Source organism: Acidovorax sp. GW821-FHT09B03 (genome assembly GCF_059418305.1).
This window is the reverse complement of record NZ_JBWKPP010000008.1, coordinates 86,448-100,041: the sequence shown is the minus strand read 5'-3', so window position 1 is coordinate 100,041 and position 13,594 is coordinate 86,448. Positions and strand designations below refer to the sequence as shown.

At 68.3% G+C, this 13,594-nt stretch carries 13 protein-coding genes; 6 read left to right on the top strand and 7 right to left on the bottom strand.

The features are described 5' to 3' along the window. The first annotated feature begins 5 nt into the window (after nucleotides 1-5). Both AC07PA_RS16275 and AC07PA_RS16270 read left to right on the top strand, forming a co-directional pair. Nucleotides 6-836 carry a DUF2145 domain-containing protein gene (locus AC07PA_RS16275; RefSeq protein ID WP_007849690.1) on the top strand — a complete coding sequence of 277 codons (831 nt, stop codon included), beginning with the start codon at nucleotides 6-8 and terminating at the stop codon, nucleotides 834-836. Between the two features lie 59 nt (nucleotides 837-895). Continuing rightward, on the top strand, nucleotides 896-2,014 hold the full coding sequence (locus AC07PA_RS16270) for a serine endopeptidase (protein ID WP_494606903.1): 1,119 nt from the start codon (nucleotides 896-898) through the stop codon (nucleotides 2,012-2,014). A gap of 2 nt (nucleotides 2,015-2,016) precedes the next feature. On the opposite strand, the gene AC07PA_RS16265 is transcribed toward AC07PA_RS16270, so the two are convergent. From AC07PA_RS16265 to tgt, 4 genes are all read right to left on the bottom strand, one after another. Next, nucleotides 2,017-3,471 carry a GGDEF domain-containing protein gene (locus AC07PA_RS16265; protein ID WP_494606905.1) on the bottom strand — a complete coding sequence of 485 codons (1,455 nt, stop codon included), beginning with the start codon at nucleotides 3,469-3,471 and terminating at the stop codon, nucleotides 2,017-2,019. Between the two features lie 136 nt (nucleotides 3,472-3,607). Next, nucleotides 3,608-4,759: a GGDEF domain-containing protein gene (locus tag AC07PA_RS16260; protein WP_007849697.1), complete on the bottom strand. Its 1,152-nt coding sequence runs from the start codon at nucleotides 4,757-4,759 to the stop codon at nucleotides 3,608-3,610. A 112-nt stretch (nucleotides 4,760-4,871) separates the two neighbouring features. Then, on the bottom strand, nucleotides 4,872-5,390 hold the full coding sequence (locus tag AC07PA_RS16255) for a hypothetical protein (RefSeq protein WP_238541795.1): 519 nt from the start codon (nucleotides 5,388-5,390) through the stop codon (nucleotides 4,872-4,874). 25 nt (nucleotides 5,391-5,415) lie between these two features. Continuing rightward, the gene (tgt, locus tag AC07PA_RS16250) at nucleotides 5,416-6,588 is read right to left on the bottom strand and encodes a tRNA guanosine(34) transglycosylase Tgt (RefSeq protein ID WP_007849702.1); all 1,173 of its coding nucleotides are present in this window, start codon (nucleotides 6,586-6,588) and stop codon (nucleotides 5,416-5,418) included. 138 nt (nucleotides 6,589-6,726) lie between these two features. Between tgt and AC07PA_RS16245 the strand changes: the two genes are divergently transcribed. Next, entirely contained in the window at nucleotides 6,727-7,221 is a 495-nt protein-coding gene (locus tag AC07PA_RS16245) for a universal stress protein (protein WP_007849704.1), read from the top strand. Nucleotides 7,222-7,302: 81 nt separating this feature from the next. Here the strand turns inward: AC07PA_RS16245 and AC07PA_RS16240 are convergent, their stop codons facing one another. The 3 genes from AC07PA_RS16240 to AC07PA_RS16230 form a co-directional block, all read right to left on the bottom strand. Further along, nucleotides 7,303-7,695, bottom strand: coding sequence for a hypothetical protein (locus AC07PA_RS16240; RefSeq protein WP_007849707.1), 393 nt, complete (start codon nucleotides 7,693-7,695; stop codon nucleotides 7,303-7,305). 336 nt (nucleotides 7,696-8,031) lie between these two features. Further along, on the bottom strand, nucleotides 8,032-9,204 hold the full coding sequence (locus AC07PA_RS16235; protein ID WP_494607012.1) for a phospholipase A: 1,173 nt from the start codon (nucleotides 9,202-9,204) through the stop codon (nucleotides 8,032-8,034). 211 nt (nucleotides 9,205-9,415) lie between these two features. Next, nucleotides 9,416-11,488 (bottom strand): ATP-dependent helicase, encoded by a 2,073-nt coding sequence (locus tag AC07PA_RS16230; RefSeq protein ID WP_494606909.1) that lies wholly within the window; start codon nucleotides 11,486-11,488, stop codon nucleotides 9,416-9,418. A gap of 235 nt (nucleotides 11,489-11,723) precedes the next feature. Between AC07PA_RS16230 and AC07PA_RS16225 the strand changes: the two genes are divergently transcribed. The 3 genes from AC07PA_RS16225 to AC07PA_RS16215 are packed head-to-tail and all read left to right on the top strand — an operon-like array spanning nucleotide 11,724 to nucleotide 13,491. Further along, nucleotides 11,724-12,530 (top strand): hypothetical protein, encoded by an 807-nt coding sequence (locus AC07PA_RS16225; RefSeq protein WP_007849719.1) that lies wholly within the window; start codon nucleotides 11,724-11,726, stop codon nucleotides 12,528-12,530. Nucleotides 12,531-12,541: 11 nt separating this feature from the next. Then, on the top strand, nucleotides 12,542-13,096 hold the full coding sequence (locus tag AC07PA_RS16220; protein ID WP_494606911.1) for a GTP-binding protein: 555 nt from the start codon (nucleotides 12,542-12,544) through the stop codon (nucleotides 13,094-13,096). Continuing rightward, a complete protein-coding gene (locus tag AC07PA_RS16215; RefSeq protein WP_145697130.1) occupies nucleotides 13,093-13,491 on the top strand; it encodes a roadblock/LC7 domain-containing protein in 399 nt (132 codons plus the stop codon). Before AC07PA_RS16220 ends, AC07PA_RS16215 begins: the two co-directional genes overlap by 4 nt. Nucleotides 13,492-13,594 lie beyond the last annotated feature (103 nt).

Sequence of the window (13,594 nt, the reverse complement as noted above, 5' to 3'; positions counted from 1 at the left end):
CAGCCATGCACACCACCACCACTTTGCACCAGCCCGGCCTGCGCTGGGCCCTGGGCGCGGCGCTGCTGACCGGCGCTGCCCTGCTGCCTGCCACCCAGGCCCATGCCGGCCGCTCGTGCGAGGCGGCCAAGCCGCCTCCCGCCAAGAGCGTGGAGCGCGGCATGCAGCTGGCCGAGCGCACCTCCCAGGCGCTGGACGCGACCGGTGCCCAGGTCGTGATGCTGGGCCGCGCCGGCCAGGACCTGGGCAAGTACGGCATACGCTACTCGCACCTGGGCTGGGCCTACAAGACGCCCGAGGGCCCCTGGCGCGTGGCGCACAAGCTCAACGAGTGCGGCACCGCCGTGGGCCATGTCTACCGCCAGGGCCTGGGCGAATTCTTCCTCGACGACCTGTGGCGCTACGAGGCCGTGTGGGCCGTGCCCACGCCCGAGGTGCAACAGCGCCTGTACACGCTGCTGCAGGACAAGGGCCGCACCAAGGCCATGAACCAGCCCGCCTACAGCATGGTGAGCTACGTCTGGGGCACCAAGTACCAGCAGTCCAACCAGTGGGCGCTGGAGACCCTGGCCGCCGCTATGGAGCCGGCCACCGTCAACAGCCGCGAGCAGGCGCAGGCCTGGCTCAAGTTCAAGGGCTATGAGCCCACCACGCTCAAGATCGGGCCACTGACCCGCATGGGCGGGCGCGTGGGATCGGCCAACATCGCCTTCGACGACCACCCCAACGACAAGCGGTACTCCGACCGCATCGAGACGGTGACCGTGGATTCGATGCTCGCCTGGCTGCAGCGCGCGCAGCTGGGTGCGGCGCCCGCCACGCTGGTTCTGAAGTGACGTGACGATGCGCCTGGGCGACCCGGTCCGGGCGCGATCGGCAACCGGGAGAACTGTCCATGAGCAAATCCTTGCGACTTTCCGAGAAGTGGTTCCGCCGCGGCCTGTGGCTGGTGGCCTTCGTCTTCGCGGGTTTTCTGATCGGCCTGGGCGGCACCATCGTCGGCGACCTGCCTCAGGTGGAAAAGCGCCTGGTGGTCGAAGACTTCGTCGACAAGGCGGCCTACGACCGGGTGCGCGAGGAGGTGCGCGCCTCGCGCAAGGCCGAAGAGGATGCCGAGACCGCGCTGCAACAGGCCCAGCTGCAGCGCAGCAAGACGCGCAGCGAAAGCGCGGCCGAGCGCGAGACCTTCAACAACTGGCTGGCCACGCGCAGCGCCACCCAACGCGCTGACCAGGACCCCGAGGTCATTGCCCGCACCCAGAAGCTCGACGTGCTCAAGCTCGCCGAGCGCAAGACCCAGCAGGCGGTCGAGGCGCAGCAGCAGGCTGCGCTCGATGCCCACCAGGCCGCCAGCGCTGCCCAGCAGCGCCAGAGCGAAATGGAGCGCGAGGGCTATGACCGCATGTCCGTCGAGCAGCGCAAGCTGGAGCTGCGCGTGTTCCTGTACCGGCTGGCGCTCACCCTGCCGCTCCTGGCCATCGCCGGCTGGCTGTTCGTCAAGAAGCGCAAGGGCACCTACTGGCCCTTCTTCTGGGGCTTCATCTTCTTTGCCCTGTTCGCCTTCTTCGTGGAGCTGGTGCCCTACCTGCCGAGCTACGGCGGCTATGTGCGTTACGTCGTGGGCATCGGCATCACGGTGCTGGTCGGGCGCTATGCCATCGTGGCGCTCAACCGCTACCTGGAGCGCCAGAAGCTGGCCGAGGCCCTGCCCGACCAGGAGCGCCGCAAGGAGCTGAGTTACGACGTGGCCCTGGCGCGCCTGGCCAAGAGCGTGTGCCCCGGCTGCGAGCGGCCGGTGGACCTGAAGAACGAGGCCATCGACTTCTGCCCGCACTGCGGCATCGGCCTGTTCGACCACTGCGGCGTGTGTACCACGCGCAAAAGCGCCTTTGCCCGCTTCTGCCATGCCTGCGGTGCCGCAGCAGCGGGTGCACCAGCACCCCAGGTGCTGCCGGTGATCCCGCCCACGCCACCGGTACCGCCAGGGCAGGTGGCGCCTGTCGGCGTGCCCTGATCTCAGGGCGCGGGCCGGGGCTCGTACAGGTGGATGCGGTCGCGGCCCGCCGCCTTGGCTTCGTAGAGCGCGGCGTCGGCATCGGACATCAGGGCACCCAGTGAATCCTGCGTGGATACGCCGGTGCGCACCACCAGGCCGATGCTCACGGTCGCGTGCAACGGCGCCTGGTGCCCCTGCAAGGCGAAGGGGTGGTTGCGCACCTGCTTGCACAGGCGGCGCGCCACCGCCATGGCATCGGCCTGGCGGATGCGCGGCAGCACCACGGCGAATTCCTCGCCGCCGAGGCGGCCGAACAGGTCACCGGGGCGCAGGGCCTCGCTGACCGTGGTGGCAAAGCCATGCAGCACCTTGTCGCCCTGGGCATGGCCATAGGTGTCGTTCACGCGCTTGAAGTGGTCCAGGTCCAGCATCAGCACCGCCACGCTGCTGCGCTCGCGTGCCAGGCGGGCCAGCAGCTTGCTGCCCTGGGCCATGAAGGCGCGGCGTGCCAGCGCATCGGTCAGGAAGTCATGGCTGGCCGCGCGGTGCAGGCGGCGCATGGCCTCGACACTCGCCGCCTTGGCCGTGGCCACCGAGAGCGGGCCCAGGCCCAGCAAGGAGATCCCGACGCGCAGCGAGAACACCGCCCAGGCATGGGTGGGCGCGAACGCCAGGTCCAGCATGCCCGCACCCGCCGCGATCGCCAGGCCAAAGCAGGTCAGCATGGATAGCAGGCTGGTGGCAAACACACCATAAGTGAGCGCACACCACAGCAGCGCCGGAACCGGAAAGGCCAGCGCCCCGGGGCCGCCGATGGCGATCGCCGCGGCCTCGCTGGCCGCCAGCGCGAGCAGGGGCGCCGCGTATTTCCAGCGGCGCCGGGACCAGCGGCGCTTCTTGAGCGTGCGCCGCGCTTCCTGCGGGGTCGGCAGGCTCAGCATGACCGGCAGGATCAGCACGCTGTTGATCAGCTCCGTGCAGAACCACATGCCCAGCGCCGTCAGCCAGGTGGTGTTGAACAGCAGCGGGCCGGTGCCCGAACCGACCAGCGCAGCCAGCACACTGCTGGCCACGCAGATGCCGAACATCAGCACCACCGACATCTGCCGCTTGAGGAAGCGCGTGGCCACCGGCACCTGGCCGAACAGCCACCAGCCCAGCGCCACGCCGCTCAGGTTGGCCGTAGCCAGCCACAGCGTGGCCAGGGGCGCGGTGCCGGTCACCAGGTCCGCGGCCACATAGCCCACCGCGGCGGCCGCCCAGGTGCCTGATGCGGCCAGGCGCGGGTAGCGCACCAGCAGGCCCAGCAGCAGCGCATTGGCGGGCCAGAAGGCGGCCATGAAACCCAGGGGCCGGGTCACGATGCCCAGCAGGGAGGCGGCAAAGACCAGCAGTCCGATGGCCGCACACAGGCCCCAGCCCTTCAGCGGGCCGGCGGCGGTGCCGGGGGAGGGGGGGCGAAGCAAAGACGGCATGCGTTGAAGTTCAGGGGGCGCGGGGCGATTTGGACCCACTGTAGCCGCGAAACCCCTCAGCGCCCCAGCGGGGTCTGACCGCAGACGCCGCCGGCAACGGTGGAAAATTGTGTCCGGGCGGCATTTTTCCAGGCACTCAGGCCCCTTGCACGGCAGTGCCGGCCGCCAGAACCACCTGGTTGCGCCCCGATTGCTTGGCCTGGTACAGGGCATCGTCGGCTCTCTTGAACAAGGTGTCCGCAGCGACGGGCGTGTCATGTACCCAGGCCAGGCCGATGCTTACCGTGACGGAAATCTGCGAGCCCTGTGCTTCGATGTGCAGCATGGAGACGCTGGCGCACAGCCGCTCGGCAATCGCCTGGGCCTCCGCCTGTGTCACCGCCGGCAGGTAGACCACGAATTCCTCGCCCCCCATGCGCGCCAGCAGATCCGAGCTGCGCAACTGCCCTTGCAGGCAGCGTGCAAACTCCACGAGCACCCGGTCACCAACAGCATGGCCAAAGCGGTCGTTGATCTGCTTGAAGCGATCCAGGTCCAGCTGAGCGATGGCGCTCTGGGGCGCAAGCCGGGCGGGCAGCCGGGATTCCAGCCAGCGTCGGTTGCCAGTGCCGGTCAGCGGGTCGGTGTGGGCCGCCTGCTCCAGCCGGATCTCGGCGCGTTCATTGGACAATGCCGCCACCATGAGTGCCATGCCGAAGTGGCAGAACATCTGCACGGAGAACGCCCAGGCGAAGCCGGTGGAGCCTGCCGTGCCACCGAGGATGTAGGCGAGCCGCAACGCATAGATGCTGCCGCTCAATCCCAGAAAGGCGGCCATCAGTGCGCGCGAAGGCAGGGGTTCGGTGCGACAGTCGCGCAGTATCTCGAACGTGCAGGCGGCCAGTACCAGCGTAGCCGTGGCGTGAAAGGCCCCTGCGCGCAGCAGGTTCTGGAGGGGAAAACCCGTGGCGATGCCCGCCGCCAGGCATGCCAGTGGCAGCAGCACCACGGCCCGCCAGGGCACTCGCCTGCGCCCGCTGAAGCTGCGCACTCCTGCCCAGAAAAGGGCGTACCCGCCAGTGCCCAAGAGCAGGCTGCCATGGGTCCACATCCACATCGGCAGGGCTGCGCTTTCGCCGCGCCAGGCCAGGATCGCACCCACCGCCAGCATCAGATAGGCCGTAGCCAGCGATGCCAGGCCCTGCGGCCGGCATGAGTGGCGGCGAATGTGGAAGATGCTCAGGGCACCGGCGATGAGGGAGGTGTTGTAGAGAAGAAGAACGGTGGCCAGGTCGAGCTGGAAGTCCATGGAGTCTTGTGCGCAGAAATGTCGCACCGATTATCGAAGGGCTCTGTGACGCCGCCCTGGCAATCGCTTTTCAGCGCGGGCAGGTGCCTGGCGGGCCGAACCTGGCTTCTGGCTACCTGGCGCGCCAGGCTTGCCACCGCTGGCGCCACCGGCGCTTGAGCACCCGGCCCGCGCGCCAGGGCCAGGAAGCGCGCACGCGTTCGAGCAGCGCCGCCTTGGCGCGCATCCAGCGGGTGTACACCCAGGCGAACCAGCGCAGTTGCAGCAGTGCCGGCTGGGTCAGCGTGAACAGGCGGGCGAGTACCGCCGTGCCTGCCAGCTTGGCCACCACGATGATGAGCATGCCCAGCAGCACATGCCCCTGGCCGATGGTCCACAGCGCCAGCAGCTTGATGGGCAGCAGCATCAGCGAAGGCAGGGCAAAGACCAGCACCGCGGCCCAGGGCGGCAGGCCGCGCACGGCGCCCTCGATCCAGCGCAAGCCGGGCCAGCGGCCGATGCGCGCCAGGATTTTCTGCAGCGGCTCCCAGCCCCATTCCTCGAAGACGATGACCAGTGCCAGCAGCCAGCCGGCCAGGTGGCCGATCAGCCGCAGCGGCCACAGCAACAGCTTGCGCAGGATGGGGGGCACGGCGTGTGGGCTGTGGGGCCGGGGCTCAGACGCCGCGCGCCCGGTCGGCCTTGAACTTCGCGCGGAACTGGGCGAAGGTGCCCGCATCCAGCGCCTCGCGCACTTCGCGCATCAGGTTCAGGTAGTAGTGCAGGTTGTGGATGCTGGTGAGCATGGGGCCCAGCATCTCGCCGCAGCGGTCCAGGTGGTGCTGGTAGGCGCGGCTGAAGCCCTCGCGCCCGCCGGCTTCCCACGAGACACCGCTCTTGCCCGCGCAGGCGTGGCAGGTGCAGCTGGTGTCCAGGGGCTGGTGGTCGCTCTTGTGGCGCGCGTTGCGGATCTTGAGGTCGCCGTAGCGCGTGAACATCGTGCCGTTGCGCGCATTGCGCGTGGGCATCACGCAGTCGAACATGTCCACGCCCTGGGCCACCCCCTCGACCAGGTCCTCGGGCGTTCCCACGCCCATCAGGTAGCGCGGCTTGTGCGCCGGCAGCAGGTGCGGGGTGTGCGCCATGATGCGCAGCATCTCGTCCTTGGGCTCGCCCACCGAGACACCGCCCACGGCGTAGCCGGGGAAGTCCATCTCCACCAGCCGCTCGAGCGACTCGGCGCGCAGGTTCTCGTACATGCCGCCCTGCACGATGCCGAACAGGGCGTTGGGGTTGTTCAGGCGGTGGAACTCGTCCTGGCTGCGCCTGGCCCAGCGCAGGCTCATCTCCATGGATTGGCGCGCCTCGCGCTCGGTGGTCAGGTGGCCCTTGGTCTCGTAGGGCGTGCACTCGTCGAGCTGCATCACGATGTCGCTGTTGAGCGTGGTCTGGATCTGCATGCTCACTTCGGGCGACATGAACAGCTTGTCGCCGTTGACCGGGCTCGCGAAGGTCACGCCCTCTTCGGTGATCTTGCGCATGGCGCCCAGGCTCCAGACCTGGAAGCCTCCCGAATCGGTGAGGATGGGCTTGTTCCACTGCTCGAAGCCGTGCAGGCCGCCGAAGCTTTCCATCACATCCAGGCCCGGGCGCATCCACAGGTGGAAGGTGTTGCCCAGGATGATCTGCGCACCCATGTCGTGCAGGCTCTGCGGCATCACGCCCTTGACGGTGCCATAGGTGCCCACGGGCATGAAGATCGGTGTTTGCACCACGCCGTGGTTGAGCGTGAGCGTGCCCCGCCGCGCATGGCTGGTGGGGTCGGTGGTGAGGAGGTCGAACTGCAGCATGGGCCACATTGTCCCAGACCGCACGCCACGGCCCCCGCGGCCCCGAAATGGGTATTGACAGGCCCTGGGTGAGGCCATGGGGTGCGGCGCACCCCGCAGTCTGTACACTGGGTCGCACACAAACGGAAGGAGAACCCCATGTTCAAGATCCTGATTGCCGTGGACGGCTCGGACCTCTCGCTGGACGGTGTGCACCATGCCCTGGGCCTCGTGCGCCAGGGGCTGTCGGCCAGCATCGTGCTGGCCAACGTGCAGGAGCCGGCCACGCTCTACGAGATGGTCACCGCGCGCGATGCCGACCTGATCGCCGCTGCCAGCCTGGAAGCCGGCGAGCACCTCATGGCCCCGGCCCGGGCCCTGCTCGATGCGGCCGGTGTCTCCTACGAAACCGACATCGGCGTGGGCGACGTGGCGCACACCCTGGTGGACATGATCGAGCGCAGCGGCTGCGACCTGGTCGTCATCGGTGCGCGCGGGCAGGGGGCCATCAGCAGTGCCCTGCTGGGCTCGGTGTCCCAGGAAGTGGCCCATGCCAGCCCCGTGCCCGTGACCATCGTCAAGCATGTCGACGTGGCGCGGCAGCTGGAGCCCGAACCAGAGTCGGAAGACGGGACGGCGGACGCCCCGCTCTGACCGCGCGCTGCACCCCGCGCAGATGCGACAAGGGCCGCGTGAGCGGCCCCTTGGCATCATCCCCCGTTCGCTGCTGGCGGCTCAGGCCGCCTTGCGGAAGGGCTGCTCGGCCGCGCTGCGCTGCAGCTTGCCGTGCGGCAGGCTGGCCAGGCGCGAGAACATGCGCCGCACATAGCCGTTGACCCACAGGCACTTGTTGAGTTCGTCCACGGGCAGCGGGCCGGACACCACCACGATGTCGTTGGCCATGTCCTGCGCCCCGGCGGCGCGCAGGCGGCGGCGCGTGTTGTTGGCCCAGGACTGGATGCGGGTAGGACTGCCATGCTGGTGCACCTCGCCCGTGTGCGCATCGAAGGCGATGGCCACGGTATCGGTCTTGAGCTTGAACCTGCGCTCACCGGTCACGGCGCTGGGCGCCTCGCGCATGTCGTACAGGTAGTAGCTGCCGGCCTTGAGCTGGTATTGCATGTCCATGGTGGTTCCTCTCTGGGGGCATTGTCGAGGGCGCACCACAGGGCAATCGCAGGGAATGGGGCCGGAAAACGCCTCTTATCGGCGCGTGATCCGTGCTGGCATGCCAGTCGGTGCGCGTGCCATTGTGCGCGGCCCCTCGGCATGTGCAAATGAAACTTGACCGCAATTGAGTAACGGTTTGTGAGGGGGAGAGGCAAGCCACTTGAACGGCACCTGAGATGGCCTGTTGATGGTCAAAAGCGCGCGGCCAAAGCCAGTGCCCCCGTGCAAGGGCCGCCCCGCCGCACCGGGGGCGTCCCCCTCAGGGGGATGGCGCGAAGCGCCTCAGGGGGGAGCCTAGAAGTCCACCAGGCTCAGCCCCAGGCTAAACACGGTGCGCTTGCGGTTGTAGTCGATCATGCTGTCGCCATAGCCGCTGAACAGCTGGGTGTGCAGGCGCAAGTTGCTCTTGCTGCCCAGAAAGCCCGCGCCCAGGGTCTGCAGCCACTCCAGGCGCAGCGAGCCGCGGTCGCTGTTGGCCAGCGAATGGCGCATCGTCGCGCCCACGGAGTTGTCCTTGTCGTAGTTCCAGAAAGCGGCCAGCTCGGCACGGCCCATGTAGTCGCTGATGCCCGGGTTGTCGTCGCTGCCGCTGCTTTCGGGAATGCGCTTCCACAGGCGCGCGCGCACGTTGATGTCGTTGCCCAGCTCCAGCCCCGTCATCAGGTAGGCACGGTTCCAGCTGCGCGACAGCGGCTTGCTCTGGCCGTTGGACTGGTGCACCAGGCCGATGCCGCTGTAGCGCCAGCGCCAGCCGAAGGGCAGCTTGGCATCGGTGGGGTAGACGTACATGACTTCCGGCTCATGGTCGGTCGTGCGGAAGGGGCGCGAGAGCTCGGGCGTGAACAGCTGCCAGTACGACTGCTGGGTGTAGCCGAACCACACCGAATCCTTGAGCGTGGGATGGCCCTGCGTGAGCAGGCCCTGCGCCACCTTGGTGCGCACCGACAGCTGGATGCGGTTCTCGGTGCGGCGGTAGGGCGTGGACTCGGTGGCCGAATTGCCGTCCGCGCCCGAGGTGGGCTGGCGGTTCACGTTGCTGCCGGCCGCCACGGACACCGTGATGGGGCGGTAACCACGGAAGCTGAAGGTGCCGCAATCGCTGCCCGACTCCAGTTCCCAGAAACGCGACAGGTCACTGTACTGCGGATCGCGGCAGCCTTCGGTGCGCGCCACTTCGATGATGCGGGTGGCGGGCAGCGTCGTGTCCACCGGGGTGGGCACGGCATTGGCCGCCGCGGCCGTGGCCGCAGGTGACTGCCAGGCCTGCTGGCCGGCCCACTGGTCGAAGCAGGCCAGGCGGGCCTGATTGTCGTCGGACAGCGCGGCGCAGCGGCGCCAGGCGGCCTGGTCGCCTGCGGAGGTGCTGCCAGGGGCCATGGCCGGGGTGGGGGTCCCTTGTGCGAAAGCTGCACCGGCCGGTGCCAGCACCGCCAGCGCCAGCGCCACCGTGCGGTGGGCCGCCGCCATGCCCGGTGCAGTCGCCTGTGCAGGACGAAGGAAGGGGAGAGAGGTGCTGTGAGCTTGTTGCATGTGCCTGGTATTTCTTGCCGCGATGGCAGTGGGCGATCTGGCTGGGCCAGGTCGCTGGGTTTCTTGCCGGTGCCCATTTTTCCAGAGACGGGCTGCCGCCGGATGTCGTTGGCGATCTTGACCTACATGCGGGTGTTGTGTGTGCGCATCATGGGGATGCGGCGTCGCTGCTGGCCTTGGCCTTCGCTGCGAACTCCGCGCGCAGCGCCTTGAGCTTTTCGCGTGGGTCCTCGCGCACGGTGGTGCGGTCCAGGCCCATCTCGGCGATGAAGCGGCTGGGGCGGGCCTGCACCATCTCGCGGCCCTTCTTGCGCCGCTTGGTCCAGCTCACGGCCAGGGTGCGCTGCGCGCGGGTGATGCCCACGTACATCAGGCGGCGCTCTTCCTGCAGGCGCTGCTGCGTGTCCTCGGCCACGACCTTCTGGCGGCCCTCGTCGTCGTCGAGCTTGAAAGGCAGCATGCCCTCGGTCACGCCGACCAGGATCACGTGCGGCCACTCCAGCCCCTTGGATGCATGCAGGGTCGAAAGCACGACCATGTCCTGCTCCTTTTCGCGCTCCGAAATGGTGGACAGCAGGGCAATGGTCTGCGAGACCTCGAGCAGGCTCTTGGTCTCCGCGGCCACGGGCGTGCCCGAGGTGTCGTCGATCTGGCCGCCCGCGCGCTGGGCCATCCAGTCGCAGAACTCGAGCACGTTGGTCCAGCGCGCGGCGGCCACGGTCTCGCTGTCCTCGCCGTCGTACAGGTGCTGCTCGTAGCCGATCTCCTTGAGCCACTCGCCCAGGAAGGCGCGCGAGGCTTCGGCGCCGTGCGTGTGGCGGGCGCGGTACTCCAGGTCGTTGATGTAGCGGCCGAACTCGTGCAGGCTTTCGAGCGCCCGCTTGGGTACCGCTGCCGGCAGCATGTTGTTGAACAGCGCCGCGAACATGCTCTGCTTGTGCTGGGTGGCGAAGGCCCCCAGCGAGCCCAGCGTGGTGTGGCCGATGCCGCGCTTGGGGCTGGTGATGCAGCGCAGGAAGGCCGGGTCGTCGTCGTTGTTGATCCACAGCCGGAACCAGGCACACAGGTCCTTGATCTCCGCGCGGTCGAAGAAGCTCGTGCCGCCCGACACCTTGTACGGGATGTTCACGCGGCGCAGCGCCTTCTCGAAGGGCTTTGCCTGGTGGTTGGCGCGGTACAGGATGGCGAACTGCTTCCAGTCCGGCTGCGGGTTGGTGGCGGCGCGCAGGCTCAGGATGCGCGCCACGGCGCGCTCGGCCTCATGCTCCTCGCTGTCCGCGTCGATCACGCGCACCGGCTCGCCCTCGCCCAGTTCGCTGAACAGCGTCTTGGGAAACAGCTTGGGGTTGGGGCCGATCACGTTGTTGGCCGCACGCAGGATGGCGCTGGTGGAGCGGTAGTTCTGCTCGAGCTTGATGACCTGCAGGCTCGGGAAGTCGATGGGCAGCTTGCGCAGGTTGTCCAGCGTGGCGCCGCGCCAGCCGTAGATGGACTGGTCATCGTCGCCCACCGCCGTGAAGCGGGCACGCTCGCCCACCAGCAGCTTGAGCAACTCGTACTGCGTGGCGTTGGTGTCCTGGTATTCGTCGACCAGCACATGGCCGAGCAAGGCCTGCCACTTGGCGCGCACCTCGGGGAAATCGCGCAGCAGGCGCAGCGGCATGCCGATCAGGTCGTCGAAGTCCACGCTCTGGTAGGCCGCCAGGCGCTCCTCGTAGCGGGTCATGAGCACGGCGATGCTGCGCTCGTTGTCGTCCGCAGCCTCGGCCAGCGCCTGCTCGGAGGTCAGGCCCTTGTTCTTCCAGGCGCTGATGGTCCACTGCCACTGGCGCGCCGTGGCCATGTCGACCGTGCCGCCCGCGGCGTCCTTGAGGATGCCGGTCACATCGTCCGAGTCGAGGATGCTGAACTGGGGCTTGAGGCCGAGCACCGACCCGTCCTCGCGCACCATGCGCACGCCCAGCGCGTGGAAGGTGCAGATCAGCACATCCTTGGCACGCCGCCCGATGAGGCTCTTGGCGCGCTCGCGCATTTCGGATGCCGCCTTGTTCGTGAAGGTGATGGCCGCGATGCGCTTGGGATCGAGCCCTCGCTCGATCATGTGCGCGATCTTCTGCGTGATCACCCGCGTCTTGCCCGAACCGGCACCGGCCAGCACGAGGCAGGGCCCGTCGGTGTAGTGGACAGCCTGGAGCTGGGCGAGGTTGAGACCGAAAGACATGGGGGAGGCAGCGACCGGGGAGGGGTGACGCGCATGCGCCGAAGGCGCGCGGCGTGGTTTGCAGCAGGGGAGTGGCAGATCATACCTTGGGCACCTCTCGGGCCCTGATGTGAACAATTGGCAACAGAAAGGTCAACTACTGTCACAAAACCTGACTGATACGGTTTTGTACTGGTTGCGAATGGAGTGCTCACTTAAACTGACCAGTTGCACCCTGCACTGCGGAGTATTTTGCGTGAAGACCAATCTGAAGGGGGATCTGGCGACCGGCCTGCTGGCCCCTGCATTGCGCACCCGGTTTTCCGAGTTGTTCGGGGTCGCGGCCCGCAAATCCGTCTTTGCCTGGCGCGAATCGCCGCTGGAGCAAGCCCAGGTGGCGGTGCTCGACGTGTCGTCGAACCTGGTGCGCCTGCAGCCTTTACCGCCCTGCGTGATCTGGATCGGGCGCGAGCAGGCCGCCGCGCGCTTTGCCGACGCCTGGGTGGGACGCCTGCCGCAGGACTACACCGTGGCCGATCTGATCGACATCCTGGACCGCGCAGCCGTCTTCCTGCTGGACTGGAAGGCACGCCGGCCCGCTGCGCCAGCCGTGGTCGCCGTGGCGGCGCAACCTGCGGCCATTCCTCCTGTGGTCCCTGTATCGACACCGTCGCGTGCATTTGCCCACAGCACCATCCAGCCCACACCCCCTGCGGCCGCTGGCACAGCCGCCATGGCCGCAGCCCAGGGCAGCCGCTACCGGCTGGGGGCCTGGGTGTTCCTGGGGCCGCCTTTCGACAGCTCCGGCTGCATCAGCGCACTGGCCTTGCTCGCGCGCCAGCCCGTGACCGCGCAGCAATTGCACGTCCACAGCGGCCTGGCCCCGGCGCAACTGGCCGAGCTGCTCAAGGAGCTGGCGCGCCGCAAGGTGCTGCAGGTGATCGCGCCCGCGCAGCCGGTGGCGCCCTCGTCAACTGCTGCCGAATCCCGCCGCCCGGCACCAGTGAACAAAGGCCTGGTGCGCCGCCTCTCCCACTGGATCAGTGGTGCCAGCCGGCCATGACCTCCCCTGCAATGACCTATTCCAGCACTTCCCCCATGCCGCGCATCGCCTTCATGGGGCCCATGGGCGTGGGCAAGACCACGGCCATCCGCGCGCTGTGCGGCGACGACATGGTGGCATCCGACGTGCCCAACCTGGACCGCCAGTCCCACGCCAAGGAATTCACCACCGTGGGCGCCGAGTTCGGTCAGATCGACCTGGGTGATGGCGAGTTCGTGCAGGTCTGCGGCTGCCCGGGGCAGGACCGCTTCGACTTCCTGCGGCAATGGGTGGTGTCCGCCTCGGTGGGCGTGTTCGTGATGGTCGACGTGAACGCGGCCGATGCCGTACACGCAGCCGGTGCTTTGCTGGCCGAGGCCGCAGCGGCCGAAACCCCGCCCCTGGCCCTGGTGCTGAGCGCCCGCCCGGCGTCTACCGCGGCCACCCAGGCCTTCGCCGATGGCCTGCAGGCTGCCGGCCATGGCGTGGTGCCCGTGCTCCAGGTCGATGTGCGAAAGCGTGCCGATGTGCTGCAGGCCCTGAGCGTGCTGGTGTCGATGTTGTCCCTTCGCAGTGAATCCCCATGAAAAGCAGTGCCCCCCTGATTTCCGATGCCCTGGCCGAGACGGCCCTGCGGGCCCTCGAAACCCATGCGGCCCCCATCAGCGGCCTGCAGCTGGCCTTGCTGGCCACTCCCGACGGTTTCGAGATCGCCTGCCTGCGCAACCGCAGCGAGCTGCAGGCCAGCCGGCTGTCGGCCATGGCCAGCTCGCTCATGGCCATGGCCCGCGCCGTGGGCCGCGAGATCCAGAGCCCGCAGTGCAAGCGCCTGACCTTCGAGGCCGAGGGCAGCACCGTGGTCTTCCAGTCCATCGATGCGCCCGTGCCGTGCATCCTGTGCCTGGTGCTGGGCAGCGATGCCTTGCTCGGCCGCGCCCTGTGGGCTGCGGGCGAAGTGATGCAAGAGATGTCCCGCGCCTGACGAACGCTCTTGCGACCGATTTCCGGGCGCGGGCGTTTCATTGGCAGCCTGCGCCCACTCACCCTTCCAGCCAGTGCGAATGAACCCCAAGGAACCCCAAAAA